Raw genomic sequence first — 24,322 nt, forward strand, 5'->3', positions numbered from 1 at the left:
GACATAGAATGAACGGACAGAATATTTTGTGGGCAGGGCCATGTTGCAGAATTTCACTTCCCCCGTGCCTGTGGCAGGGCATACCGTCTCCTCATGACACAACAGGCTGTTCCCTCCCCCACCAAAGACAGCACCCCGCCTTCATGGTCCATTGACGATACGGCCAACGGGCTGTCCCTGACCATCCGGGGGGACTGGAAGGCCCTGCAGGATGATGTGGTGCAGTTCCCGGCAACTGCTCTCACCTCCTCCCACCCAGGGAGCGGGAAGACATTGTCCATCAACCCGGACGGACTGGGCAGCTGGGATTCCTGCTTCATCATGTTCCTGTGGACCGTCAAGCAGGCCGCCTGCCAGGCCTCCCTGACATTTGATGATCACGCCCTGCCGTCTTCCGCCCAGCGCCTTCTGGCTCTTCTGCCAGAAAAAGTGGAACAACCCGCCCCCCACCAGCAGGACCGGGAAAGCTTCTTTGCCCGTGTTGGCGGAAAGACGCTGGACATCCTGCATGAGACAGCCACATCCAGCGCCCTGCTGCTGGAAGTCATGCGGGGAGCTGTCGGGACGTTGCGTGGCAAAAACTCCATGCGTCTCAAGGACCTGCTTGTGGATGTCTGGAATGCTGGCCCCTCGGCACTGCTCATCGTCAGCATTGTCAATTTTCTGATCGGGGCCATCCTGGCCTTCGTGGGGCTGCTGGAATTACGCAAATTCGCAGCTGAAATCTATGTGACCAATCTGGTGGGCATTGCCTCCGCCCGTGAAATCTCCGCCATCATGACAGCCATCATCATGGCCGGACGTACGGGCGGAGCCTATGCAGCCCGCATCTCCACCATGCAGGGCAATGAAGAGATTGACGCTCTTCAGGTGACTGGCATCTCCGTGGCGGGCTATATCCTGCTCCCCTCCATTCTCTCGCTGATCCTCATGATGCCGCTGCTGTATCTCTATGGCACGCTGGTCTCGATTTTCGGCGGTTTTGTCGTCTCCATGACCATGATGGACATTTCTCCCACCGGATACTGGCTCTCCACCTTCAACGGCGTGGAACTGAGCCAGTTTGCCTTCGGGTTCATCAAGGCACTCTTTTTTGCTGGCTTCATCGCTCTGGCTGCCTGCCGGATCGGCCTGAAAGCCGGCCGCAGTGCTGCGGATGTCGGCATTGCCGCCACACGGGCTGTCGTCATCGGGATTGTCGGGGTCATCGCTCTGGATGCCGTTTTTGCCGTCCTCGCCAACGCCGCTGGAATCTGATGATGTCTGATAGAGAAACTCTCATTTCCGTCCGTGATCTGCAACTCTCTTTCGGGTCCAAGATCATCCAGCAGAATGTGTCATTCGACCTGAAAAAAGGCTCCATCTTTGCTGTCATGGGGGGCTCCGGCTGCGGCAAAAGCACCCTGCTGAGGAGCATGATCGGTCTTCTGCGCCCCACGGCAGGGCACATCATGGTGGGTGGGGAGAATTACTGGGAGCAGGATGACGCCCACCGCACGGCCATCAACCGCCGTTATGGCGTTCTCTTCCAGAGTGGTGCGCTGTGGAGCTCCATGACCGTGGGTGAGAATGTCGCCCTGCCGCTGGAGATGTTCACGGACCTCAAGCCTGATGCCATAGACCATCTCGTCCGCCTGAAACTGGGGCTGGTGGGGATGGAGCATGCCATCGATCTCTTCCCCTACGAGATTTCCGGCGGCATGAAAAAACGGGCTGGACTGGCCCGGGCCATTGCGCTGGAGCCGGACATCCTCTTTTTTGACGAACCCTCCGCCGGGCTGGACCCGATCACCTCCGCCCGGCTGGATGACCTCATCCTCACCCTGCGTGACGGACTTGGGGCTACGATCGTCATTGTCAGCCACGAACTGCCCAGCCTTTTCACCATTGCTGATGATGGCATCTTTCTGGATGCTGTCACGCACAGGCCCATTGCCAGTGGCTCACCCCGTGCCCTGCATGACAGCTGTACCCTCCCGGAGGTGACGGCCTTCATGCACCGCTCTGCTTCCATCCCTTCCCAGACAGAACAGAAGGCCGAACAGCATGTCTGAAACCACCAACAGAAAAACCCAGATCGGCATCTTTGTCGTCCTTGGGGGCGTGCTGCTACTGTTCATCATCATGACATTCGGGCATCTCCGCCTCTTCTCCAAAACACGGGACGTTGCCGTGGTGTTCCAGAACTCCATTGCTGGCCTGTCTGTCGGGGCCCCAGTCAATTTCCGTGGTGTGAAGGTCGGATCCGTCCAGAGCATCACCCTGCATTTCGACCCACAGGACCACAAAGCCTATATCCCGGTCATCATTACTCTGGAGACCGGGCAGATGCATGTTGTCCAGGACGATGCGGGGGGCAAGCAGGTCAATTTCCAGACAATGATTGACAATGGCCTGCGCGCCGGACTGAACCTGCAGAGCCTCGTGACGGGGCAATCCAACATCGAACTGGACTTCGACAAATCCGCTCCCGCCACGCTGCATCCCCGCATCACAAAACTGCCGGAGATTCCTGTCCGGCTCTCCACCATGGAGAAGCTGAAAAACACACTGGAGCAGATTCCCATCAAGGATATCAGCCAGCATGCTGATTCCGCCCTGCTATCCGTCACGGAGCTGAGCGAGGGCCTGCGCCAGGACCTACCCGGCCTCATTGCCAGCCTGAAGAGAACATCCGACCAGTCGCAGGAAACCATGCAGGTTGCCACTGCCACCATCAGGGACCTGCATACCCAGCTGGATGGGTCACTGGCAAAACTGGACCGACTGTTTGATACAGGTACCAACCAGCTTGAAATGCGTGGAAAGGATATCCACAGGACACTCCTCTCTGCCACAGCCACACTGGAGGCCCTGCAGGACATTCTCTCCGCCCGTTCCGTGGACCGAGCCAATCTGGATGCTGCGCTGCGGGATATTGCCGCAACGGCTTCCTCTCTCCGTGGGTTCGCCAACGATGTGGAACGCAATCCGCAACTTCTGCTTATGGGACGCCACCCATGATGTTTCCATCACGCCGTACTGTTCTTGCCCTTCTGGGAAGCTGCACCCTGCTTGCAGGCTGTGCATCTCCCCAGCTGCACATCTATACGCTCGGCATTCCTGTCCATACCGATACGAAATCCCTCCAGGTGTCTCCGCAAACAACCATCGTGCAGATCAGCCGGATCATCATGCCGGACTATCTGGACAGCCAGGAGATCATCACCCGTCAGGGGGAGGAAATCCGCCGCAGCCCCAACTCCCGCTGGGCATCCCGCCTGTCCCTTGGCATTACGGACCTGATCACCAACGAAGTGGCTGCCTCCCAGCATGACATCCTGGTGACGGACCAGCCCCTGGCCCAGGCAGCCGACATACAGATCATGGTTGCCATTTCCGAATTCGATGTGGATGTGAGTGGTCATGCCATACTGAACGCCCATTGGGCCATTGTTCCGCATGATCGCCACAAACCGATGGTCCGCAACATTGCGCATCTCGCTGCCAACGGGCCTGTCAGGACAGATGCCGATACGGCCGCACTGATGCGGAAACTCGTAATACAGCTGGCGGAGCATATCTCCAGATCCATCCCAGCAACACCGTAAAGCAAGACGGCCCCCGGGACTGAAACAGTGAACCAGTCCCAGCCCTCTTCCCCGATGCCATCCCAAACTGTTTTTCAGGAAAATCGTGGTGGAGCTAAGGGGAGTCGAACCCCTGGCCTCCTCATTGCGAACGAGGCGCTCTCCCAACTGAGCTATAGCCCCACAATCTGCCGTTCAAGACACCATGCACGCCATGAACTGTCAAGTCGTGACTGCCCAGCAATTGGTCTCGCCAGCCATGCAGAAGATTGTTACATGTGTGGGTCTGCATCTCCTCACGCCATCAGGAAGGATATCCGCCTGTGCATGCTGCCATCATCTATCTCCAGGTCATCAATCTCCTCATGGTGGTGCTGGATGTTTATACATGGATCATCCTTGCCTACTGCCTCGCCTCCATGGCCATCGGTTTTGGCGTCATAAACCCTCAGACCAACCGCTTCGTGAGTAGCCTTCTTGAGATACTGGCAAGGCTTGTGGAGCCCGTTCTGCAACCCATCCGCAATATTCTACCAGACACAGGCATGATGGACTTCTCCCCCCTCATCCTGCTCCTGGCCATTCAGTATGGCATTCCCTTCATCCTGAAGAGCATTTTCAGAATCTTCTTCCTCCCACAGGGCTGAAACGAAAAAAACCCCCGCCTGAAAATCAGGTGGGGGTTTTTCCTGTCCGATGAAGAGCTGATCAGAACACGGCAAACACAGCGGCTTCCGGTGAGATGGACCGGGACGTATTGTGCCCGGCCACCGGCAGGATCACACCGACAATCCCACCAACACTCGACGTCCAGTTATATTCAATCCCAGGCCCGACATTGAAGGCACCGGACCAACCCGTCCGAGAGTTGATGTATTTCTTTGAATAAACATTGTACCCATTGACCGAACTGGATGTAGCCCAGGTATGGTACAGGTCCAGCGCAAACACCCACTTCTTGGTGATACCCAGCTCGACTGAACCACCCTCATTCCCATAGGGACCGGCATGACCACGCCCGGTGAAACCTTTCTCTGTCCCATAACTGGTGATGTTGCGCAGTTTCGTACTGGCCACCGGATGGCGGACCTGCGCCCAAAGACGCACACGCATTGCATGGTCAAAAAACGGCAGGGCAAACTGGCTGTGCACACCATAGCGAAGTGCCCAGACACCCTGGCCAACCCCCTCTGACGCATTGGAAAGGTTCTTGTAATCACCTGTCGGGGTATTCACACCAAAATAAAGCGTGATGGACGGCGTATAATGCGGTGTCAGACGGTACTGGAACTCCACCGGCAGATCATTAAACTTCAGGCCGGAGTGTTTGGTATGATTCCCCCAGCTATAGCTGTATGTCGGCAGCAGATAGATGGACAGATGGTCCGTAATACCATATTTCGCCAGCGAAAACTGGGAAATGGAATGCTGCCCCCCGGCTCCCTTCCGGGTATTGAGATGCCCGTTGGAATCAAACGCACCGGCAGGCAGGCCAGCCGCTACATAAGGCTCCACAGCAATCATGCCCGGGACAGGCAGAGCTGGTGAGGGAGAATAGAGGGACCCCGTATACCACTGCTCCGGCAACGGCTTGGAGGCTGGTTTCTCCGCAATGGACACGACCGGCTTCTGGGCAGCAGCCTCATGGGAAGAAGCCGCAACAGTCGTCCCCGCAGCTGCGCTGGCCGGCTGGGTAGCTTTGCCCGTTTTCTGGGCCGAGCTGTCACCTGCTCCGTTACCGTTACTGGCCGCCACAGCCGTCTCCGCAGCATGCACATCTGCACAGGCACCGAAAGTACCTGCAAAAAGACTGGACAGAAGGGCTGCGTAACGCACGGACGTCTTCATCACGATAAACCATCATCCCATTGTTGTGATGAGAAAACATTACGACAGCAAAAAGATAGTTTGCAATAGAGAAATGAAAAATTATTTATATCTGAAACATATTCCATTTGTTTTATCTATCCGGGACAGCCCCGGGGAAAACCAGACCAATAGTCTGTTTCCAGATAATCATCAGGACGCTGTCCCTCCAACTGTCAGGCCACTCACCTTCAGCATGGGCTGCCCCACACCAACAGGCACACCCTGCCCGGCCTTGCCACATGTCCCTATGCCCGGGTCCAGCTCCATGGCGGGGCCGATCATGCTGATCTGCTCCATCACCGCTGCTCCACTGCCAATCAGCGTCGCCCCACGCACTGGTGCCGTAACCCGGCCATCTTCAATCAGATAGGCTTCCGAAGCAGCAAACACGAATTTGCCAGAGGTGATATCAACCTGCCCGCCACCAAAATTGCGGGCATACAGGCCCTTCTTCGTGGAGCGGATCATTTCCTCCTCCGAGGCCTGTCCCCCCGCCATGATGGTATTGGTCATGCGCGGCATCGGCGCATGGGCATAGGACTGACGGCGGCCATTCCCTGTTGGCGTTACTGATGTCAGGCGGGCATTCAGCCGGTCCTGCATGTATCCCTGCAATATCCCGTCTTCAATCAGCACGGTCCGGCTGGTGGGAGTTCCCTCATCATCCATGTTCAGGGAGCCACGCCGCTCCGGCAAGGTGCCGTCATCCAGAACAGTCACCCCCGGGGCAGCAATACGCTGGCCCACGCACCCGGAAAAAACAGACGTCCCCTTGCGGTTGAAATCACCCTCAAGCCCGTGCCCGACAGCCTCATGCAACAGAATCCCGGGCCAGCCGGCCCCCAGCACAACCGGCATGTCCCCTGCCGGAGCCGCCACGGCCTCCAGCGTCACCAGGGCCTGCCGCAGGGCCTCTTGTGTCATGGCCTGCCAGCAGGACGGCTCCATAAGGCGGGACAGAGCATACCGCCCTCCCTGTCCGGCACGACCACTCTCCCGCCGTCCGCCCTGCTCCACCACCACGGAAACATCGAGCCGGACCAGCGGACGGACATCCACCAGCGGCCCTGCATGCCCCTCCTGAAGAAACGCAGGACGCATGATCCGCACGACCTGCCACTGCGTGTTGAGGGTCACATTCACCTGCACGACACGGTGGTCCAACCCTCGCCCATAGGCCTCAATCTCTCCCAGCAACGCCGCACGCTGTGAGAAATCCCCCCCCTCAAGCGGATGTGCTGCACCATAAAGAGAGGCCCGTCCATCTGCCGCCGCAGCCTCCTGCAGGCGGGAAGGGGCCTGCTGGTCCGGTCGGAGAGCCATGCGCTCTACACTGCCCAGCCCCTCGGCGGCACGCCGCAACGCCCCCATCCCCAGAAGATCCGAGTGGGCAAAGATGGTCTGGCTGCCCGTGACACCCCGCAGGCCAAACCCTGAAGAGCGGTTGAAACCAGCCGTCCGCAGCAGGCCATTTTCCAGCCCCAGCGTCTCTTCTTCCCGATATTCCAGAAACAGCTCCCCGTCATCCATGCCAGCAAGACTGCTGGCAAGCTGACGGTTCACGTCATCAGGTGTCCATGGCAGGGTCTCATGAAAAAAAAGGGCGTCGGATATTTTTACAGGGGAAGGCGCAGACATGACCACCAGATGGATTTTCCATACGGCACAGATGCCGGGGATTATAAAAAACTGAGGCAGCACTGTCTCATAAAATGAAGTTTATGAGCAAGCACTCGACAGATGGCCAATTGTCCCCTAATCGTTTTGGTATCAGTCCAAAAATTGCGAGGCACGCAGCCATGGCGAAAAAAGCAGTTTCCTCTCCTTCCGCACAACGCCCTTCCCCTCAGAAAGCCGCCATCCAGCGCGTTTTTGAGCTGATCGAAGAGCACGGCATCGAGTTCGTTGATCTCCGCTTCACCGACACGAAGGGCAAATGGCAGCACACCACGCAGACGGTCCGCACCATTGAAGAGGACACCTTCACGGAAGGCTTCATGTTTGACGGCTCCTCCATCCAGGGGTGGAAGGCCATCAACGAGTCCGACATGGTCCTGCTGCCGGACCCGGAAACAGCCGTGGTCGACCCCTTCTCCGCCCGCCCGCAGCTCATCCTGATCTGCGACATCATCGACCCCAGAACGGGCGGCTATTACAATCGTGACCCCCGTGCGACAGCCAAACAGGCCGAAGCCTACCTGAAGAAGAGTGGCCTGGGTGATACGGCGTTCTTCGGGCCGGAAGCCGAGTTCTTCATTTTCGACAGTGTCCGCTTCGGCACGGGTGAGAATTACGGCACTTACCACCTCGACAGCATCGAAGGGCCGGAAGCTGCCCTGAAGGACTACCCGGAAGGCAACATGGGCCATCGCCCGGCCCGCAAGGGTGGGTATTTCCCTGTTCCGCCGGTGGACAGCGAACATGACCTGCGCGCCGAGATGCTGGCTACCATGGGCGAGATGGGTCTGCCGATCGAGAAGCATCACCATGAAGTGGCCCGCAGCCAGCACGAGCTGGGCACGGCCTTCGCCACACTGGTGAAGTCAGCCGACTTCATGCAGATCTACAAATACTGCGTGCACAATGTCGCCCATTCCTACGGCAAGACGGCCACCTTCATGCCGAAGCCCATCTATGGCGACAACGGCACCGGCATGCATGTGCATCAGTCCGTCTGGAAGGACGGCAAGCCGCTCTTTGCTGGCAAGCGCTATGCTGACCTTTCCGATGAGGCCCTGTACTACATTGGCGGGATCATCAAACACGCCAAGGCACTGAATGCCTTCACCAATCCCTCCACCAACTCCTACAAGCGGCTGATTCCGGGGTTTGAAGCCCCTGTGCTGCTGGCTTATTCCTCCGCCAACCGCTCTGCATCCTGTCGTATCCCCTACGCTACAAGCCCGAAGGCAAAGCGTGTCGAGGTCCGCTTCCCCGACCCGACAGCCAACCCCTACCTTGCCTTCAGTGCCATGCTGATGGCTGGTCTGGACGGCATCCGCAACAAGATCCACCCGGGCGAAGCCATGGACAAGGACCTGTACGAGCTGCCGCAGGAAGAGCTGAACATGATTCCAACCGTCTGCGGCTCCCTGCGTGAAGCTCTGGAGGCCCTGAAGACCGATCATGCCTTCCTTCTGGAAGGTGATGTCTTCACCAAGGACCAGATCGAAAGCTACATCACGCTGAAGATGCAGGACGTATACCGCTTTGAGCACACACCGCATCCGGTTGAGTTTGAGATGTACTACTCCGTCTGAGCCACTCCGTTCTTCCTGCTCCTTGCCGGGGCAGGAAGGGCTGGCCAGCGCACCATCGGAACAGACCGTCTGCCTTTCCATGAGGGGCAGGCGGTTTTTTTTTCATGATGGCCGCCCCATGAAAAAAGGGCCTGCCCCCTGAAGGAGCAGGCCCTTGCCTCATGCGGCTGGCGAGACCGGATCAGGCATTTTTCTTGGAAATGCCATTTTCGGCTACATCCCACAGCCAGGCAGCCCCACGCACACCAGAACTGTCACCATGACGGTTCTGCACGATCGGTGTCGTGCAAGGCGATGTAATTACATAACGGGGCAGCAGCTTGGGCACACGCTCGTAGATGCTGGGAAGATTGGACACGCCACCACCCAGCACGATCACATCAGGATCGAGGAAATTGACAGCCTGCGCACAGGCCCGGGCGAAACGGTCCATGTAGAGGTCCAGCGCACGGATGGCGGCTTCATCCCCATTACGGGCCGCCTCTTCAATTCCGTTCGGGGAGCGGTTGCCTTCACCCTTCCATTCCGCAGCCAGTGCCGGGCCACAGAGATAGCGCTCCTGACAACCCTCATTGCCACAGAAACACTTCCGCATGGGCATGTCTTCCGGCTTTGCCCACGGCAGAGGGATATGACCCCATTCACCGGCGATGTGATGATGACCGGAGAGCACCCGAGCATTGGCCACAATGCCACCGCCCATGCCTGTCCCGATGATCACGCCCAAAACGACGGAATAACCGGCACCAGCGCCATCAGCAGCTTCGGACAAAGCGAAGCAGTTGGCATCATTTTCAACACGCACGGGACGGCCAAGACTCTCCTCCACATCACGCTTGAAGGCATTGTTGTTCAGCCATGTAGCGTTGGAGTTGCGGACCAGGCCTGTCTCGGGGGACAGGGACCCGGGGATGCCGATGCCCAGAGTGGATGTCAGCTGAGTCCCCGTGATGCGATGGGCAGGCACACAGCCGATCTGGTCCTCAGCCTTCAGCACCAGGTCCCGGATGGCCTCGATGGCCTTGTCATAAACCCCGGGGTTGGGAATACGCTCGCGCAGCACTTCCTTGCCACTGCGGTCCAGAGCAAGAATTTCGATTTTCGTGCCGCCAAAATCAATTCCAAGACGATAATCAGCCATGTGATGATTCTCCCTTAATCCAGCTTACGATGCGGGATGCAGAGGCTGCTGTCGGATGACCTCCAGCTCGGCTCCATGCTCCTTGATGAAACCGGCCAGAGCGCCAAAATGCTTGCTGGCAAGGTGGGTTTCGAACCCGTCCTTGCTGGCCCAGATCTCGCTGACCATGAAACGCCCCTTCTTCTCAGCATCACGGGAAATTTCGTAACGCTGGCAGGCTTCTTCCTTCAGCGAATGACCAGCACAGACCTGCACGGCTTTCTCAAGCTGGGCGGCTTTCTCTTCAGCAATGGTGACCAGTGCCAGAATATGGATGCTCTCGCTCATTTCGACTCTCCCTGAGTTGCCCCGCCCAGCTGCCGATGGAACCACGCTGAGCAAAAAAAATGGCCGGAGGCAACACACATTCCTGTCAGTCCTCTCCCACTGTGGGAGAAGGCGGACAAGGCCTGCCTCAAGCCCTGCATGAATGCGAGCCTCACCAAAAAACAGGGCCGTGTAAAGCCCTGTTCACAAACTTTCACTCAGGTGTCTTCTGCTCAGCGGGCCGTCTGCGGGACGAAGGGCAAAGCCGTGACAGAAACCTTGTGGAGCTGCCCGTCCGCATCGGCGGCGTAAAGCACCGTACCCTCTGCTGCATGGGATGGTGTGACATACGCCATGGCAATCATGGCCCGCAGGGTCGGACTGAAACAGCCAGACGTAATGCGCCCGACCCGGTCTGTCCTTCCTTCATCCGAGAAGAGTTCCACACCGCCACCCAGCAGCACGTCCCCTTCTGGACGCAGACCGACGCGCTGGCGGTATACGCCATGTTCCATCTGCCCTTCGATCGTCCCGGCACCAGGGTACCCCCCCGCCCGTGCTCCACCGGCCCGGCGACAGGCAGCTATGCTGCTGACCAGAGCGGCCTCCACCGGAGATGTGGTTTTGTCGATGTCCGCCCCATACAGACACAGCCCGGCTTCCATCCGCAGGCTGTTCCGTGTCTCCAGCCCAGCCGGAGCCACATCGGGATCGTCCAGCAGACGGCGGGCAAAGGCTTCAGCCTGACTGGCCTCCAGAGAAAGATCGAACCCTTCCATACCCGTATAACCGAAACGGGATACAATGAGGCTGCCACCCTCCCACTGCATGGCCAGACTGTCCCGATACCGCATCCCCATGATGGTCGTCTGGTCCAGCACACGGGCCAGAACCTCGGCCGACAGAGGGCCCTGAAGGGACAGCATGGCCCGGTCAAATTCCCGGATCAGCCTGCAATCATTGCCAATGGCATTTTCGAGATAATCAGCATTGTCTTCCCTGTTCTGGCCATTGAGTGTCAGGATGAACTCTTCTTCCTGACGGGAAATGGCCAGATCATCCCGGATGCCGCCCTGATCAGTCGTCAACAGGCCATAGCGGACCCGGTTCTTCTCAAGCCCCATGATGTCCAGAGGCATCAGGGCTTCGAGCGCCTCAGCAACAACAGCGGCATTATCCTCTTTTGCACGGATACGGACCTGCCCCAGAAAGGAGATGTCAAACAGCCCCGCCTGCTTGCGGGTATGAAGATGCTCCACCTCCATGCCGAGAGGGTAATGCTCGGGCAGGGCATAGCCTGCATAGCATCCCATCGTGGCCTTCAGCTCTTCATGCAGCGCCTGAAGGGGGCTGGACTTCAATGTTTCATCCGTCATTCTGTTTTATCCTGTAAATACAGGGGAAGTTCACCACTCTGCCAGCTTCATCCCCGTCTGACAATCCGGGCCCGGGCAAGGCTTCACCACGTTCCCCACCTGGGGGAGCTGGTCATTCCCCCGCCTTCAGGCTGGCCAGTACATCCGACTTCATGCTCACGCTCTGTGCCTGTGTCGGGAAAGAGCCTTCCTCAACCTGCCGGACATAATGGGACAAGGCTCCAACCATCTGCTCTCCGATTTCAGCAAACCGATGGGCATGACGAGGGGATTTGCCTTCGAAAAGACCCAGCACGTCATGCCAGACCTGGACCTGCCCATCACAACCCGGCCCGGCTCCGATCCCGATGGTCGGAATGGTCAGGGTTCTGGAAACCAGCTCGGCCAGCTCGGCGGGAATGACCTCCAGCACAATACCGAAAGCTCCGGCCTCCTCCAGCGCACGGGCATCATCCAGAAGTTTACGGGCGGCCTCGACCTGCTTTGCCTGCGCCCGCAGGCCGATCTGATGCTGGGACTGCGGTGTCAGACCCAGATGCCCCATGACGGGCACACCCATTTCCGTCAGCCGACGCACGACCGGGGCAATCTCCCGGCCGCCTTCCAGCTTCAGGGCCTGTCCACCACCCTCCTGCATCACACGGCGGGCCGCATCCACGGCATCCTGCTCGGTAGCATAGGAAAGGAAGGGCAGGTCGACCACAATAAGGGCTTTATGGCTGCCCTGGCGGACCATCCGTGCATGATAGATCATGTCCTCCACACGCACGGGCAGGGTCGTATCCCGCCCCTGCATGACCATGCCCAGAGAATCCCCCACCAGAATGACCGGCACGCCCGCCTGCTCGGCAATCAGGGCCGAAGCGTAATCATAGACCGTGAGCATGGCGATCCGCCGACCCTCATCCTTCATGGTCTGGAAGTCTGCGATTGTAGTCCGGCGCATGGTGGGGATCCTTCTCTATGGCCTCATGAACGAGGGAGGTTCTGGGCGATATAGGGGGGCAGGCTGAAAGAGGCAACATGCACCTCTGGCGTCCAGTACTGGCAACCTTCCGCAATGCCCTGTGCACGACGGGCCAGCTCGACCACGTCCGGACGGTGCGGCGGAGCCCCCTTCTTGGCCATGCCCAGTGTCATGAACCCACCAACATAGGTTGGCACGGCAGCCAGATAGGCCGTGACATGCGGGAAGAATTTCGCACGACGGGCCGTTGTCTCCCGCAGCTCATCTGCCTGCTGGAACGGCACGCCACACTGATTGACGATGATCCCTTCATCCGAAAGGATGCGGGCGCAGTTCTCATAGAAATCATCCGTGAAAAGCACATCACCCACGCCGATCGGGTCCGTGCTGTCCACGATGATGACATCAAAGGCTGCATCACCAGATTTCTTGACGTAATCGATCCCGTCCCCAACGATGACCTCAGCCCTCGGGTCATTCCACGCATCCTTGCCAAACATCGGCAGGTGCTGCTTGGAGAGTTCGATCACGTCACCATCAATTTCCACCATGACGGCTTTCTCGACCGTCCTGTGCTGGAGAACACGACGCAGCACACCACCATCACCGGCCCCGATGATGAGAACACGTTTTGGGTTCGGATGCATGAAGAGCGGCACATGAGCCAGCATCTCCTGATAGATGAACTCATCCCGCTCAGTGATCTGCACGATACCGTCCAGCACCAGCACACGGCCATGGCTGCTGCTCTCGAAAATGCGGATGTCCTGAAACGGGGACTTCCTGTGGGCCAGTTCTTTCACAACCCTGAAACGCTGGCCCCAATCGGGATAGAGGGCCTCGTTGAACCAGGTCCCGGAAGACGTGCCAGATGTCATGGCGGCATCCTTTCTTCAATCAACGACGCCTGCCGCCCTCCATCACGGGGAGGCCGGCACAGACGCCGCTCCTTACCCCTGCTCCCCCTCCAGCATGGACGCTGGCCAGCGAACAGGAACACTCCATGGAATCCATTGGAAATTGAGGGAAAAACCCCTGGCCTTTCCCTATCCGGCTTACCGGCCCGTATGCCGTGTCGAGCTGACACGTCCACGCCTGAAAGCATCAATCTCCACACGTCCTGCCTGAAACAGCTCCTGCATGACAGGGACGGACATGTTGGGATCGCACACACCGCACATGAAAATGTCGACAGCGGCGAAATGACGCTCGGGCCATGTATGGATGGAAATGTGGCTTTCGGCCAGTACCAGCACACCAGATACACCGCCATTGGGTGTGAAATGGTGGAAATGACCATGCAGAATGGTCGCCCCGGCTGCCTCGGCAGCACGCCTCAGAGTGGCGTCAATCTGATCGGGGTCATCCAGATTTCTGGCATTCCAGAAATCGATGAGGAGATGGTTCCCTGCGTAGGTGATCCCATCACGCTTGATGAAAAAGTCCTTACAATCAGCGATTGTATCGATTGCCTCAGTATTCTGGATATCTCTCGGAAGGTCCGATTCCATCCCCAGTCGAGCAAGTGCGTCCATAACGTACCCCTGAACCAGCAGATTGCCGCATCCTCCCCCAATGAAGGAGCGGAAGGGTTGACCTCTAGGGGAATATAACCCTCAACGCAACTCTATTCTTTCTTTCTGAACAGAAAATGCCCAAATGAAGCCACAATAAAAAATGGGGAGGAAATTCCTCCCCATTCGTAAAAACCGGTCATCGGACCTCAGTTGCGGGTCTTGTCAACCAGCTTGTTCTTGGCGATCCACGGCATCATCTCACGCAGTTTTGCGCCAACCTGCTCAATCTGATGCTGTTCATCACGGGCACGGGACGCCTTGAAGCCCACATTACCGGACTGGTTCTCCAGAATGAAGTTGCGCACGAAGGTTCCATTCTGGATGTCCTTCAGCACCTCACGCATGGCCTCCTTGGCGGCCGGGGTCACAACGCGCGGCCCGCTGACATACTCACCATACTCCGCCGTATTGGAGATGGAATAGTTGACGTTGGAAATGCCGCCCTCATACAGCAGGTCCACGATCAGCTTCATCTCATGCAGACACTCGAAATAGGCCATCTCCGGTGCGTAGCCTGCTTCCACCAGTGTCTCAAACCCGGCCTTGATCAGCTCGATCGTACCACCACACAGCACAGCCTGCTCACCAAACAGGTCTGTTTCCACTTCCTCACGGAAGCTGGTCTCGATCACGCCAGCACGGCCGCCGCCAACAGCGGAAGCGTAAGCCAGAGCTACATCCTTGGCCTGGCCGGAAGCATCCTGATGCACGGCCACCAGGCAGGGCACACCACCGCCACGCTGGTATTCAGAACGCACAGTGTGGCCAGGGCCCTTCGGAGCGATCAGGAACACGTCCATCTCGGGGCTCGGCTCGATCAGACGGAAATGGATGGCCAGACCATGAGCAAACACCAGAGCCGTGCCGGGCTTCAGGTTCGGGGCCAGCTGTTCCTTGTACAGGGCGGCCTGGCCTTCATCCGGTGTCAGGATCATCACGACATCAGCCCAGGCTGCGGCTTCGGCCGGGGTAACGACACGGAAACCCGCTGCCTCCGCCTTGGCCTTTGCCTTGGATTCCGGGCGCAGCGCCACAACGATATCCTTCACACCGCTGTCACGCAGGTTGTTGGCATGGGCATGACCCTGGCTGCCATACCCGATGATGGCGACCTTCTTTTCACAGATCAGATTGATGTCTGCATCACGATCATAATAAACACGCATGACTTTTTTCCTTCCTCACAACGGGTGCAGGCCCCTCAATCATCCTGCCCCAGATGGGGAGACACTCCCCGGACATGAAACACTCCATCCAGCCTTCCCGCCCCGGAACAGGAGCAGGATGACCGGCAAAACTTCATTCAGACGAGGCGTTTGCCTTCTTCTGTCAGCTCGGCCCCACCGAAAACACGCCCCGGCCCCAGAAGCATCTGGTCATGGCTGGCCCCGGACGGGATCATCGGGAAGCAGCATTCTTCCTGCTCCACATGCACATCCACCAGCACCGGTCCCTCATGGGTCAGCATGGTCTCGATGGCCTCATCCAGCCCGCCCAGCGTCTCGACCCGCAGACCACGGATGCCGAACGATTCCGCCAGCTTCACGAAATCCGGCAGGGCTGCACTGTAGGACTGGGAATAACGGGAATCATGCACCAGCTCCTGCCACTGCCGCACCATGCCCATATACTGGTTGTTCAGGATGAATATCTTCACCGGCAGGCGGTACTGGGCAATGGTTCCCAGCTCCTGAATATTCATCAGGGTGGATGCCTCGCCGGCAATATCAATCACCAGCCCGTCAGGGTGGGCGATCTGTGCCCCCACGGCAGCAGGCAGACCGTAACCCATCGTGCCCAGACCACCGGATGTCAGCCAGTGATTGGGCTCATCAAACCCGAAATGCTGGGCGGCCCACATCTGATGCTGCCCCACCTCGGTGGAAACGAAGCAGTCCCGCCCGCTGGCCTTCACCTGCTCATACAGGCGGCTGATGGCATATTGCGGCTTGATGGTGGCCGTGGCGGCCCTGTCCTGCTCGAACCCGAAACCGTCAACAGCCCGCCACTGGTCGATCTCCTGCCACCAGCCGGACAGGTCCGGGGCTGCACTGTCTCCCCAGCCTTCCAGAAGAGCGTGCAGCGTGGCCTTCAGGTCCCCCTTCAGAGCCACATCAACCTTGATGATCTTGCCGAATTCCCGGGGATCAATGTCCGCCTGTATCTTGAAGGAATGGGGAGAGAACCCGTCAACACGGCCCGTCACCCGGTCATCAAACCGGGCACCCAAGGCGACCAGCACGTCGCAGTCATGGGCCGCCATGTTGGCTTCCACGGCACCATGCATGCCCAGCATCCCCAGAAAATGATCACTGGAAGACGGATAGGCCCCCAACCCCATCAGGGTGGATGTCACGGGGAAACCGGTCTTCTCTGCCAGCTGGCGCAGCAGCTTTGCCGCCTCCGGCCCGGCATTGATGACACCACCACCAACATAAAGCAGAGGCTTGCGGGCCTTCTTCATGGCCTCGACGGCCTGGCTGACCGCCTGAGCATCCAGAGCCGGAGTCGCCTTTTCCTCTACCACTTCCGCTGGACGGGGCGGCAGGGGAGCCTCGGACACCGTGATGTTCTTGGGCAGGTCCACCAGAACCGGGCCGGGACGGCCGGAACGGGCCAGAGCGAAAGCTTCCCGAATGGTTGGGGCCAGAGCCTCGGCCTCCCGCACCTGAACACTCTTCTTGGTCGCAGGCCGGGTGATGCCCACCATGTCCGCTTCCTGAAACGCATCCTTGCCGATCAGCGGCACGGGCACCTGTCCGGCCAGACAGACCAGCGGGATGGAATCCATCTTCGCATCCATCAGGCCGGTCACGGCATTGGTCGCACCAGGGCCGGATGTCACCAGCACCACACCGACCTTGCCGGTGGAACGGGCATAGGCCTCGGCCGCATGGGTTGCCGCCTGCTCGTGCCGGACCAGAATGTGCCGGATCTTCTTCTGTTTGAAGAGAGCATCGTAAATGGGAAGGACCGCACCGCCGGGATAACCGAAAATGACATCCACGCCTTCTTCCTCAAGAACACGCAGAATGACTTCAGCACCTGTTGCCATCATGGGAGCTGTCTCGCTGGCAGGCATGGCGTCTGTCCTTTCGCCGTTTAACGCAACGCTTCTGCTCTATCGTTCCGGAGCGGGTCCGTCAATTCTGGATGATATAAAATATTCAATTTCACGCATTTTTTTACTCGAAAAGAACTCTCTTCCACTGGTTCTTTGAAATATTATTTCGCCATCTCCCTCCCGGCTCAGCCTATGGTGCCGGAACCATGTAGCCTGCCGACGGGTATAACGGCCAATGGCACGGGTAGCAGCCAGCCGGGCATCCTCCAGGCTGCACTGCCCCTCCAGCACCTGTCCCAGCTCCGGCACACCATGGGCACGCATGGCGGGCAGACTGGCGGGCAGATTCTGCTCCCGCAAGGCCGCCACCTCATCCAGCGCACCAGCAGCCACCATGTCATCAAAACGCCGGACAATGGAAGCCCGCAGCTCGTCCCGGGGGGGATCAAGCTGAAGTGAGATGAAGCGGCAGGGTGCCGCTGGCAGTGCCCTATCCTCCTGCCATGAGGCCAGCCCTCGCCCGGTTCCTGCCAGAACCTCCCAGGCCCGGCTGATACGCTGGGAATCCTGTGGATGAAGACGGGAGGCCGTCTGCGGATCAGCCTGCATCAACTTTTCGTACAGGGCCTCCGGGCCAATCGCCTCCAGCAGGGTCCGGGCCTCCTGCCGGGCTGCTTCTCCGGGGTCGGGGACCTCCACGAGGCCATCCGTCAGGGCACGGAGATACATGCCCGTGCCACCACAGAGGATGGGCAGCCGCCCGGCGCTACGGCAGGCGGCGATTTCTGCCAGAGCCTGCTCCCGCCACCAGGCCACACTGCCGGGTATGGCTGCGGGCAATACCCCATAAAGACGATGGGGAATGGCTGCTTCCTCTTCCTCCCCGGGGCGGGCAGTGAGGATGCGCAGCTCCCTGTAAACCTGCATGGAATCCGCATTGATGACCGTACCACAATACAGGTCTGCCAAATGAAAGGCCAAAGCCGACTTGCCCGAACAGGTCGGTCCCGCCACAATGAGGGCGTTTTCAGAAGAGTTCATACACCTATCCTGCCATATCTTCTGATCTTTTAGCGAGAGATGTCATGTCCCTTCCCTGTGTTCTGACTCTTGTTGCCAATCGCCGCCATGGGACCCTTCCCAAAGAGGCGATCGACATTGCCCGCAATCTTGTCAAAGGTGAGCCGCCGGTCGTTCTGTCCGAAGGCGAGGCCGTTGACATTTTCTGCCCGACACCCGGGCCCGGCGATGCCACGCCTGCAACAATCCGTGCCGCCCTGGCTCCCTACAAGGTTGATGCCATTCTCACCAAGACCCGTGGCCGCCGCAAAGCCGTGCTGGTGTCCGACATGGACAGCACCATCTTCGATGGCGAAACGCTGGATGATCTGGCCAAGGCAACAGGCACGGGCGACTATGTAGCCGAAATCACCAAGCGTGCCATGAATGGCGAGATGGAGTTTGATGAATCCCTCCGCAAGCGCACCATCGGCCTGAAGGGCCATCCTGAATCCCTGCTGAAGGATGTTCTGGAACATCTGCCTTTCACTGATGGTATCAGGGAGCTGGTGCAGACCATGAAGGCCAATGGCGCACGCACGGCCCTCATCTCCGGTGGGTTCGACTGGTTCACCGAGCGGGCTGCCAGGAAGCTCGGCTTTGATGAACATTACGGCAACCAGCTTGAGATCAGGGACGGCATCATCACCGGCCAGCTGATCGGCAAAATCCTCGGCCCGGATGCCAAGAAAGAACATCTGGAGACCATCTGTGCCGAGCGGGGCGTCAAGCTCTCTGCCAGCCTGACAACAGGTGATGGTGCCAACGACATCCCCATGCTCAAGGCAGCAGGTCTTGGCATTGCCTATCACGCCAAGCCGAATGTCCGGCAGGTGATTGAACAGCAGGTCAACTTTACCGGGATGCGGACGCACCTCTTTGCGCAGGGCTACACGGCTGCCGATATCGTGACCGACTGACATATCCTCCCATTGTCCCCGTGTCTTCGGCCTCGGGCCAATGACACGGGCATGGCCTGCCGCCCTCAAAAGCGGCGGGCTTTTTTTGTCCCCTGTTTTTTGGCCCGGATATGCCCACCAAGACGCTCCAGCGTTTCTTTCAACCCGGCATCCTCGATACCATTTACGGGAACTGGCGCCGCATCCTTCCATTTCTTCTGGGGCCTGTGGGACGGCTTACGCTGGACAGGCCGATCCTGTAACAGCTTGATCTGTTTCAGCGCTTCATCTCCATAAAGACCACAGGCTGTGTTGATGTTGGCCAGAAGACGGGGCGCTGCGTACTGCATCTCCACCGCTGCCGGACCACAGCAGCGTATGGTCAACACGCCGGGCCGCAGGCGGCAGGGTTCGCTCACCTCCGCCAGCGCTGGACCGACCAGCGTCTCCCACTCCATGAGCAGACGCACGAACAGCGGTGATTTCTTGCGGAAAATGGGTTTTGTCAGGGGGGGCAGCAGGGCCCCGATCATCCGGCCCTTGCCTCGACGGTAATCGCTCCAGCCCTTGCCATCCGCTTTCCGGTCCTGCCCCGATGCTGATGAACGGGCAGTTTTTTTCATTCCTGTTTCATCTGCCATCCGACCTATCCCAGTATGCTGCGTACGGACTCTCCATACCATCATCACGGGAGCAGACGGAAACGTTTCAGCAAGGCCAGCCCTTGCCCCGATGCTGTTTCTTCGTCATAGACACCGGCGTGACACCTGATGCTTCCCTCCTTCTCCATTGGTATGACCATCATCGCCGTACCCTGCCCTGGCGTGCCGCACCCGGACAGCAGGCGGACCCGTACCATGTCTGGCTGAGCGAGATCATGCTCCAGCAGACAGTCGTGCAGACGGTCATTCCCTATTACCAGCGGTTTCTGGCCCGCTTTCCGACAGTTGATGCTCTGGCGGAAGCGCCGCAGGAAGAGGTGCTCCAGCTCTGGGCCGGGCTGGGCTATTACGCACGGGCACGAAATCTTCATGCCTGTGCTCAGGCCGTTCATAAGCTGGGAGCCTTTCCCCGTACGGTCGAAGGATTGCAGACACTCCCCGGAATCGGGGCCTATACATCCCGGGCCATTGCCGCCATTGCCTTCAATATTCCGACCGTTCCGGTTGATGGCAATGTGGAGCGCATCACGGCCCGCCTCAATGCCGTGGAAGACCCGCTGCCCGCTGCCCGCCCCCTGCTGGCCCGTCTTGCCAGCCATCTGAATGACGATCCGGCAGCACAGGCCCGCCCTTCCGATTTTGCTCAGGCCCTGTTCGACCTTGGGGCGAGCCTCTGCTCGCCCCGCTCACCCTCCTGTCTGACGTGCCCATGGCGGGACGGTTGCCTCGCCCGAGCCCGCAACATGGCTGAAGCTCTCCCTGCCCGACAGAAGAAGAAAGCCCGCCCGACCCGTCATGCCATTCTTTTCCGTGTCATCGATCCGGAAGGCCGTGTCCTGCTCCGCTCACGACCGCCTGAAGGTCTGCTGGGAGGAACGGACGACCTTCCCGGCACACCATGGTCCGAAAGCCAAAGCACGCCTTCGCCTGCACGGCTGGCCGAAACGGCCTTTACCCGCTACGCCCCCTTGCAGGCACAGTGGGAAGATTGTGGAGAGGTCAAACACATCTTCAGCCATTTTACGCTGCTTGTCCGCATCTATGGCTGCACGATACCAGCACAGAGCAATTATCCAATTCCTCCGAAGCATGGCCGGTTCCGCTTCCTGAAGGAGGCGGTTCTCTCCAGCGTGATGAAGAAATGCCTGCTGGTTGGCGACCGGCACAGGCCTGTCCCGGGCTGATCATGTTTCACATGAAACACTGAAAACAGACATGGGAGCCGCAACCCGGCCCCATGTCCGTCTCTTCTGTGCGTGAATAAAGGCTTTCGGAAAAACTCAGGACAGCTTCCTGACCAGTCCGGCCACATGCCTGCCAAGGAAACGGGCCCCCTCCAGGTCTGTCTCGCTCGGCTGGCGGGAACCGTCACCATTGGCGATGGTTGTGGCCCCATAAGGAGCGCCACCTACGATCTCGTCACTACGCATCTGCCCCTGGAAACTGTAGGGCAGACCGCTGATGACCATGCCATGATGCAGCAGGTTGGACATCAGGGAATAGAGTGTCGTTTCCTGCCCACCATGCTGGGTTGCCGTGGAGGTGAAGACAGCCCCCACCTTGCCGATCAGCTCCCCTTTGGCCCAGAGACCACCGGTCTGATCCCAGAAATTGGCCATCTGTGCCGGCAGACGCCCGAAACGGGTCGGAGCCCCGATGATGATACCATCATACTCGACCAGCTCAGCCGGCGTTGCAACAGGTGCGTCCTGTTCCAGCTTGAAGTGATGCGCTCTGGCAGCCTCCTCTGGCACCAGCTCTGGCACACGCTTCACAACGGCCTCTACGCCCGTTGCACGTACACCTTCGGCAATGCTGTGGGCCATGGTCTCCACGTGACCGTAAGATGAATAATAAAGCACGAGTACTTTTGACATGACGATGCATCCTTGATCTGTCGGTCTTTCCCGCTACCGGGAACACTGAAACCTTCACAAGAGGTAACGCCACCTTTCCAGACTGGATATAGAAAATCGGGAAAGGATGCTTTTCGGATTTCATCAGTCCGCTTTCAGTCGGACAGCCGCCATGGCGGTGTGCTGAACTGGCGGATGAGATGCTCCATGAGCAGGCTCACCCTCTGAGGCCGCAGCTTTGTGGCGGATGTGACGAGATAAAGGGCAATGTCGTCCGCCTTCCAGCCCGGCATCATTTCCTGCAACCGGCCCTCCTGCATGGCTTCACTCACCATGAAATCCGGCATCAGTCCGAAGCCAAGCCCGGCCTCCAGCGCTGGCAGGAATCCTTCCGCATTGTCGGACTGGAGTCGTGCCGTCTGGGACAATGTATGGACTGCCCCTGTCGCTTTTTCCATCAGCCGGATGGCCCCGCATGATGCCCCGTTGACATAGACAAAGCTCTTCCTCCCCTCCAGTTCCCGCGGATGGGCAGGCTCACCCTGCTGGGCCAGATAGTCCGGGGAGGCCACAAGCAGGCGTCGTACCGTACATACCCTGCGGGCCCTGAGCGCCGAATCCTCCAGAGCCGCAATGCGGATCGCCACATCATAACCTTCTGAAACGAGGTCCACGAAACTGTCCGTAAACGTGATGGCAATATCAATCTCCGGGTAGGCCCTCAGGAAAGACGGCAGAGCTGCGGAAACATACCGAAGCCCGAAGGTAGTTGGAGCCGTCATCCGGATCAGACCGGAAGGACGGATACGGCCACCCCGCACCTCATTCTCTGCCGCTTCCGCCTCCATGAACATGCGATTGGCCCGCTCCAGCGCAAGCTGCCCTGTCTGTGTAAGGGACATATGCCGGGAATTGCGGCTGAACAGGGCGACACCAAGAGACTGCTCCAACCGACTGATCGCTTTTGAGACAGTGGGGGGTGAAAGATGAAGTTCCCTGGCAGCCTGCGAGAAAGACCCATGCTCGGCCACCCTGGCAAAAATGGCCCACGCCTCGAAATCCGGCAATTTCATAATTCCGTCCCCTCCTGCCAGCCTCTGGCTGCTGACAGGTCATGATGCAAAATATGGAAAGAATGTCTTTCTTTCATGCCTGTGTGATCCGCTCTCTTCACGCCTTACATGGTGGGTGAGCTGAACCAGCAAGGAATGACACCATGATTGATATTCGCCCCTTTGACCAGCTCGGCCATGCCTCACATGGGTGGCTGGATGCCCGGCACCATTTCTCTTTCGCCCATTATCTGGATCATGACCGCATGGGCTGGGGGCGCCTGCGTGTCTGGAATGATGATACCATCGCCCCCGGCACCGGGTTTGACACCCATCCCCACCGGGACATGGAGATCATCACCTATGTCCGCCAAGGCGCCATCACGCACCGGGACAGTCTCGGCAACACGGGGCGGACCGAGGCTGGAGATGTGCAGGTCATGTCCGCTGGAACGGGCATTTTCCACAGCGAATACAACAATGAACCCATCCCCACACAGATATTCCAGATATGGATCATCCCGACAGACAAAGGGCACGGACCATCCTGGGCGACACGGCGTTTCCCCAAAGGAGAGCAGACAGGCCAGTTCACCGTTCTGGCGTCTGGTCATGCCGATGACAAAGATGCCCTGCCCATCCATACTGATGCCCGTGTTCTGGGGCTTTCCCTCCAGAAAGGACAGCAGGCCGGTTACACCTTCACACCTGGCCGACTGGGTTATCTTGTTCCTGCAAAAGGCACCCTGCTGCTGAATGGGCAGACCATCACGGCACGCAGTGGGGCGGCCATTGCAGGGGAAGACACCATCACGCTTGAAGCGCTGGAAGGTTCGGAAATCATTCTGGTAGATACGACATCATGATCTGACAGCTCCCTGCCCGGAAAGAAGGATGTTCCATCTGGCATGTTTCCCGTGAAACATATAAGCCTGTAGGGAATCCGGGCAGGGAGCCACATTGCATGAACACCGATCACACGGACCAGACCACCTCTCCGCCCCTGTGGCTGCTGGATGCAACAGGGCAGATGCTGGGCCATGATACCCTCAATGACAGGATCATCCGGCAGCTTTTTGATACCCGGGCCGTACCAGGGTTGAGCCTCCATCTACAGTCCCCCCTGACACGGCGCAATTATGCTTCCTCCCCCATCCGGGCCCGTTTCAGGAAACAGGCGTCCCTGCCCTTTCCCCTGCCAGAAATTGACGTTTTCTCCACATTGCAGGACAGCATCGCCCTGCGTTGCGTAGATGGCAACCAGGGTTGGATCAGCATTGGCACCGATCTCCATGAGATTCATTTCGATGCACCGAAAATGACCCCACTGGGGTATTTCCTGCCTCTGACAGGTGAGGCCCTGCTCGGACTTGCCATGCTCTTTGACCGGGGCCTGGCCAGCGTCCGGACAGCTGATGGCACGATGATCGGCCCGGCCTCCTTCCTTTCGGAAAAACCTCACGGGCTGGCACTCGGCCCCATCACGACATGTCTGGCTGACCATCTGGAGACGCTCATCCAGCTTGGCAGGCTTCCGCCGGGGCAGGAACTCTCCCATTCCTTCGGGCAGGACCACCTCACCTTCCGCCGGGCAGACTGATCCGACATGAAAAAAGGCTCTCCGGCATGATATCCGGAGAGCCTTTTAACTGTTCCCCTTCCGGT

General features: G+C 58.7%; 24 protein-coding genes and 1 tRNA gene. 10 read left to right on the plus strand and 15 right to left on the minus strand.

Going from position 1 to position 24,322, the window contains the following annotated elements:
- Positions 1–93 precede the first annotated feature (93 nt).
- From DTI93_RS04370 to DTI93_RS04385, 4 genes are read left to right on the plus strand one after another with little or no spacing between them, the layout of a single operon-like run.
- Positions 94–1,257 (plus strand): ABC transporter permease, encoded by a 1,164-nt coding sequence (locus DTI93_RS04370; protein ID WP_081562456.1) that lies wholly within the window; start codon positions 94–96, stop codon positions 1,255–1,257.
- Positions 1,258–1,259: 2 nt separating this feature from the next.
- The gene (locus tag DTI93_RS04375; RefSeq protein ID WP_408902103.1) at positions 1,260–2,054 is read left to right on the plus strand and encodes an ABC transporter ATP-binding protein; all 795 of its coding nucleotides are present in this window, start codon (positions 1,260–1,262) and stop codon (positions 2,052–2,054) included.
- Entirely contained in the window at positions 2,047–3,003 is a 957-nt protein-coding gene (locus DTI93_RS04380; RefSeq protein WP_248461196.1) for an MlaD family protein, read from the plus strand. Before DTI93_RS04375 ends, DTI93_RS04380 begins: the two co-directional genes overlap by 8 nt.
- Positions 3,000–3,590: a membrane integrity-associated transporter subunit PqiC gene (locus DTI93_RS04385; protein WP_249079779.1), complete on the plus strand. Its 591-nt coding sequence runs from the start codon at positions 3,000–3,002 to the stop codon at positions 3,588–3,590. Before DTI93_RS04380 ends, DTI93_RS04385 begins: the two co-directional genes overlap by 4 nt.
- Positions 3,591–3,676: 86 nt before the next feature.
- Here the strand turns inward: DTI93_RS04385 and DTI93_RS04390 are convergent.
- Positions 3,677–3,752: transfer RNA gene (locus tag DTI93_RS04390), tRNA-Ala, on the minus strand.
- A 95-nt stretch (positions 3,753–3,847) separates the two neighbouring features.
- Here DTI93_RS04390 and DTI93_RS04395 point away from each other — a divergent pair.
- The gene (locus tag DTI93_RS04395) at positions 3,848–4,216 is read left to right on the plus strand and encodes a YggT family protein (protein ID WP_232317252.1); all 369 of its coding nucleotides are present in this window, start codon (positions 3,848–3,850) and stop codon (positions 4,214–4,216) included.
- A 61-nt stretch (positions 4,217–4,277) separates the two neighbouring features.
- Here DTI93_RS04395 and DTI93_RS04400 read toward each other — a convergent pair whose 3' ends face one another.
- Both DTI93_RS04400 and tldD read right to left on the minus strand, forming a co-directional pair.
- Positions 4,278–5,417 carry a hypothetical protein gene (locus DTI93_RS04400; RefSeq protein WP_373364559.1) on the minus strand — a complete coding sequence of 380 codons (1,140 nt, stop codon included), beginning with the start codon at positions 5,415–5,417 and terminating at the stop codon, positions 4,278–4,280.
- Positions 5,418–5,588: 171 nt separating this feature from the next.
- On the minus strand, positions 5,589–7,076 hold the full coding sequence (gene tldD, locus DTI93_RS04405) for a metalloprotease TldD (RefSeq protein ID WP_086431656.1): 1,488 nt from the start codon (positions 7,074–7,076) through the stop codon (positions 5,589–5,591).
- 161 nt (positions 7,077–7,237) lie between these two features.
- On the opposite strand from tldD, the gene glnA reads away from it, so the two are divergent.
- Entirely contained in the window at positions 7,238–8,698 is a 1,461-nt protein-coding gene (gene glnA, locus DTI93_RS04410) for a type I glutamate--ammonia ligase (protein ID WP_043559209.1), read from the plus strand.
- A 181-nt stretch (positions 8,699–8,879) separates the two neighbouring features.
- Here the strand turns inward: glnA and DTI93_RS04415 are convergent, their stop codons facing one another.
- The 9 genes from DTI93_RS04415 to miaA form a co-directional block, all read right to left on the minus strand.
- A complete protein-coding gene (locus DTI93_RS04415; protein ID WP_052348982.1) occupies positions 8,880–9,839 on the minus strand; it encodes an ROK family protein in 960 nt (319 codons plus the stop codon).
- A 24-nt stretch (positions 9,840–9,863) separates the two neighbouring features.
- The gene (locus tag DTI93_RS04420) at positions 9,864–10,166 is read right to left on the minus strand and encodes a putative quinol monooxygenase (RefSeq protein WP_043559206.1); all 303 of its coding nucleotides are present in this window, start codon (positions 10,164–10,166) and stop codon (positions 9,864–9,866) included.
- 212 nt (positions 10,167–10,378) lie between these two features.
- Positions 10,379–11,521 (minus strand): glycine cleavage T C-terminal barrel domain-containing protein, encoded by a 1,143-nt coding sequence (locus DTI93_RS04425; RefSeq protein WP_043559203.1) that lies wholly within the window; start codon positions 11,519–11,521, stop codon positions 10,379–10,381.
- A gap of 112 nt (positions 11,522–11,633) precedes the next feature.
- Positions 11,634–12,467 carry a 3-methyl-2-oxobutanoate hydroxymethyltransferase gene (gene panB / locus DTI93_RS04430; RefSeq protein ID WP_043559201.1) on the minus strand — a complete coding sequence of 278 codons (834 nt, stop codon included), beginning with the start codon at positions 12,465–12,467 and terminating at the stop codon, positions 11,634–11,636.
- A 23-nt stretch (positions 12,468–12,490) separates the two neighbouring features.
- Positions 12,491–13,366 (minus strand): polyamine aminopropyltransferase, encoded by an 876-nt coding sequence (gene speE / locus DTI93_RS04435; protein ID WP_086441839.1) that lies wholly within the window; start codon positions 13,364–13,366, stop codon positions 12,491–12,493.
- 177 nt (positions 13,367–13,543) lie between these two features.
- Positions 13,544–14,023, minus strand: a complete 480-nt coding sequence (speD, locus tag DTI93_RS04440; protein WP_043559194.1) for an adenosylmethionine decarboxylase — start codon at positions 14,021–14,023, stop codon at positions 13,544–13,546.
- A gap of 188 nt (positions 14,024–14,211) precedes the next feature.
- The gene (gene ilvC / locus DTI93_RS04445) at positions 14,212–15,231 is read right to left on the minus strand and encodes a ketol-acid reductoisomerase (RefSeq protein WP_043559191.1); all 1,020 of its coding nucleotides are present in this window, start codon (positions 15,229–15,231) and stop codon (positions 14,212–14,214) included.
- 137 nt (positions 15,232–15,368) lie between these two features.
- Positions 15,369–17,147 (minus strand): biosynthetic-type acetolactate synthase large subunit, encoded by a 1,779-nt coding sequence (gene ilvB, locus DTI93_RS04450; RefSeq protein WP_249079780.1) that lies wholly within the window; start codon positions 17,145–17,147, stop codon positions 15,369–15,371.
- A 39-nt stretch (positions 17,148–17,186) separates the two neighbouring features.
- Entirely contained in the window at positions 17,187–18,170 is a 984-nt protein-coding gene (gene miaA / locus DTI93_RS04455; protein WP_249079782.1) for a tRNA (adenosine(37)-N6)-dimethylallyltransferase MiaA, read from the minus strand.
- A 44-nt stretch (positions 18,171–18,214) separates the two neighbouring features.
- Here miaA and serB point away from each other — a divergent pair, with 44 nt between their 5' ends.
- The gene (gene serB / locus DTI93_RS04460; protein WP_043559182.1) at positions 18,215–19,108 is read left to right on the plus strand and encodes a phosphoserine phosphatase SerB; all 894 of its coding nucleotides are present in this window, start codon (positions 18,215–18,217) and stop codon (positions 19,106–19,108) included.
- A 65-nt stretch (positions 19,109–19,173) separates the two neighbouring features.
- Here the strand turns inward: serB and DTI93_RS04465 are convergent, their stop codons facing one another.
- Entirely contained in the window at positions 19,174–19,710 is a 537-nt protein-coding gene (locus DTI93_RS04465) for a DUF721 domain-containing protein (protein WP_193599754.1), read from the minus strand.
- A gap of 137 nt (positions 19,711–19,847) precedes the next feature.
- Here DTI93_RS04465 and DTI93_RS04470 point away from each other — a divergent pair, with 137 nt between their 5' ends.
- On the plus strand, positions 19,848–20,933 hold the full coding sequence (locus DTI93_RS04470) for an A/G-specific adenine glycosylase (protein ID WP_086441949.1): 1,086 nt from the start codon (positions 19,848–19,850) through the stop codon (positions 20,931–20,933).
- 96 nt (positions 20,934–21,029) lie between these two features.
- Here the strand turns inward: DTI93_RS04470 and wrbA are convergent, their stop codons facing one another.
- Both wrbA and DTI93_RS04480 read right to left on the minus strand, forming a co-directional pair.
- Complete coding sequence (gene wrbA / locus DTI93_RS04475; protein ID WP_043559176.1) at positions 21,030–21,626, minus strand: NAD(P)H:quinone oxidoreductase; 597 nt, start codon at positions 21,624–21,626, stop codon at positions 21,030–21,032.
- A gap of 134 nt (positions 21,627–21,760) precedes the next feature.
- A complete protein-coding gene (locus DTI93_RS04480) occupies positions 21,761–22,678 on the minus strand; it encodes a LysR family transcriptional regulator (RefSeq protein WP_248630719.1) in 918 nt (305 codons plus the stop codon).
- A gap of 143 nt (positions 22,679–22,821) precedes the next feature.
- Here DTI93_RS04480 and DTI93_RS04485 point away from each other — a divergent pair, with 143 nt between their 5' ends.
- Positions 22,822–23,523 (plus strand): pirin family protein, encoded by a 702-nt coding sequence (locus DTI93_RS04485; RefSeq protein ID WP_249079784.1) that lies wholly within the window; start codon positions 22,822–22,824, stop codon positions 23,521–23,523.
- Between the two features lie 98 nt (positions 23,524–23,621).
- Positions 23,622–24,257 carry a hypothetical protein gene (locus DTI93_RS04490; protein ID WP_043559167.1) on the plus strand — a complete coding sequence of 212 codons (636 nt, stop codon included), beginning with the start codon at positions 23,622–23,624 and terminating at the stop codon, positions 24,255–24,257.
- Positions 24,258–24,322: the final 65 nt, after the last annotated feature.

Source organism: Parasaccharibacter sp. TMW 2.1884, from assembly GCF_023337695.1.
GTDB classification, from domain to species: Bacteria; Pseudomonadota; Alphaproteobacteria; order Acetobacterales; family Acetobacteraceae; genus Bombella; species Bombella apis.

Coding starts and splice junctions, on each gene's coding strand:
- DTI93_RS04370 (WP_081562456.1), top strand. CDS start 94: ATGACACAACAGGCTGTTCCCTCCCCCACCAAAGACAGCACCCCGCCT.
- DTI93_RS04375 (WP_408902103.1), top strand. CDS start 1,260: ATGTCTGATAGAGAAACTCTCATTTCCGTCCGTGATCTGCAACTCTCT.
- DTI93_RS04380 (WP_248461196.1), top strand. CDS start 2,047: ATGTCTGAAACCACCAACAGAAAAACCCAGATCGGCATCTTTGTCGTC.
- DTI93_RS04385 (WP_249079779.1), top strand. CDS start 3,000: ATGATGTTTCCATCACGCCGTACTGTTCTTGCCCTTCTGGGAAGCTGC.
- DTI93_RS04400 (WP_373364559.1), bottom strand. CDS start 5,417: ATGAAGACGTCCGTGCGTTACGCAGCCCTTCTGTCCAGTCTTTTTGCA.
- tldD (WP_086431656.1), bottom strand. CDS start 7,076: ATGTCTGCGCCTTCCCCTGTAAAAATATCCGACGCCCTTTTTTTTCAT.
- glnA (WP_043559209.1), top strand. CDS start 7,238: ATGGCGAAAAAAGCAGTTTCCTCTCCTTCCGCACAACGCCCTTCCCCT.
- DTI93_RS04415 (WP_052348982.1), bottom strand. CDS start 9,839: ATGGCTGATTATCGTCTTGGAATTGATTTTGGCGGCACGAAAATCGAA.
- DTI93_RS04420 (WP_043559206.1), bottom strand. CDS start 10,166: ATGAGCGAGAGCATCCATATTCTGGCACTGGTCACCATTGCTGAAGAG.
- DTI93_RS04425 (WP_043559203.1), bottom strand. CDS start 11,521: ATGACGGATGAAACATTGAAGTCCAGCCCCCTTCAGGCGCTGCATGAA.
- panB (WP_043559201.1), bottom strand. CDS start 12,467: ATGCGCCGGACTACAATCGCAGACTTCCAGACCATGAAGGATGAGGGT.
- speE (WP_086441839.1), bottom strand. CDS start 13,366: ATGACATCTGGCACGTCTTCCGGGACCTGGTTCAACGAGGCCCTCTAT.
- speD (WP_043559194.1), bottom strand. CDS start 14,023: ATGGACGCACTTGCTCGACTGGGGATGGAATCGGACCTTCCGAGAGAT.
- ilvC (WP_043559191.1), bottom strand. CDS start 15,231: ATGCGTGTTTATTATGATCGTGATGCAGACATCAATCTGATCTGTGAA.
- ilvB (WP_249079780.1), bottom strand. CDS start 17,147: ATGCCTGCCAGCGAGACAGCTCCCATGATGGCAACAGGTGCTGAAGTC.
- miaA (WP_249079782.1), bottom strand. CDS start 18,170: ATGAACTCTTCTGAAAACGCCCTCATTGTGGCGGGACCGACCTGTTCG.
- serB (WP_043559182.1), top strand. CDS start 18,215: ATGTCCCTTCCCTGTGTTCTGACTCTTGTTGCCAATCGCCGCCATGGG.
- DTI93_RS04465 (WP_193599754.1), bottom strand. CDS start 19,710: ATGAAAAAAACTGCCCGTTCATCAGCATCGGGGCAGGACCGGAAAGCG.
- wrbA (WP_043559176.1), bottom strand. CDS start 21,626: ATGTCAAAAGTACTCGTGCTTTATTATTCATCTTACGGTCACGTGGAG.
- DTI93_RS04480 (WP_248630719.1), bottom strand. CDS start 22,678: ATGAAATTGCCGGATTTCGAGGCGTGGGCCATTTTTGCCAGGGTGGCC.
- DTI93_RS04485 (WP_249079784.1), top strand. CDS start 22,822: ATGATTGATATTCGCCCCTTTGACCAGCTCGGCCATGCCTCACATGGG.
- DTI93_RS04490 (WP_043559167.1), top strand. CDS start 23,622: ATGAACACCGATCACACGGACCAGACCACCTCTCCGCCCCTGTGGCTG.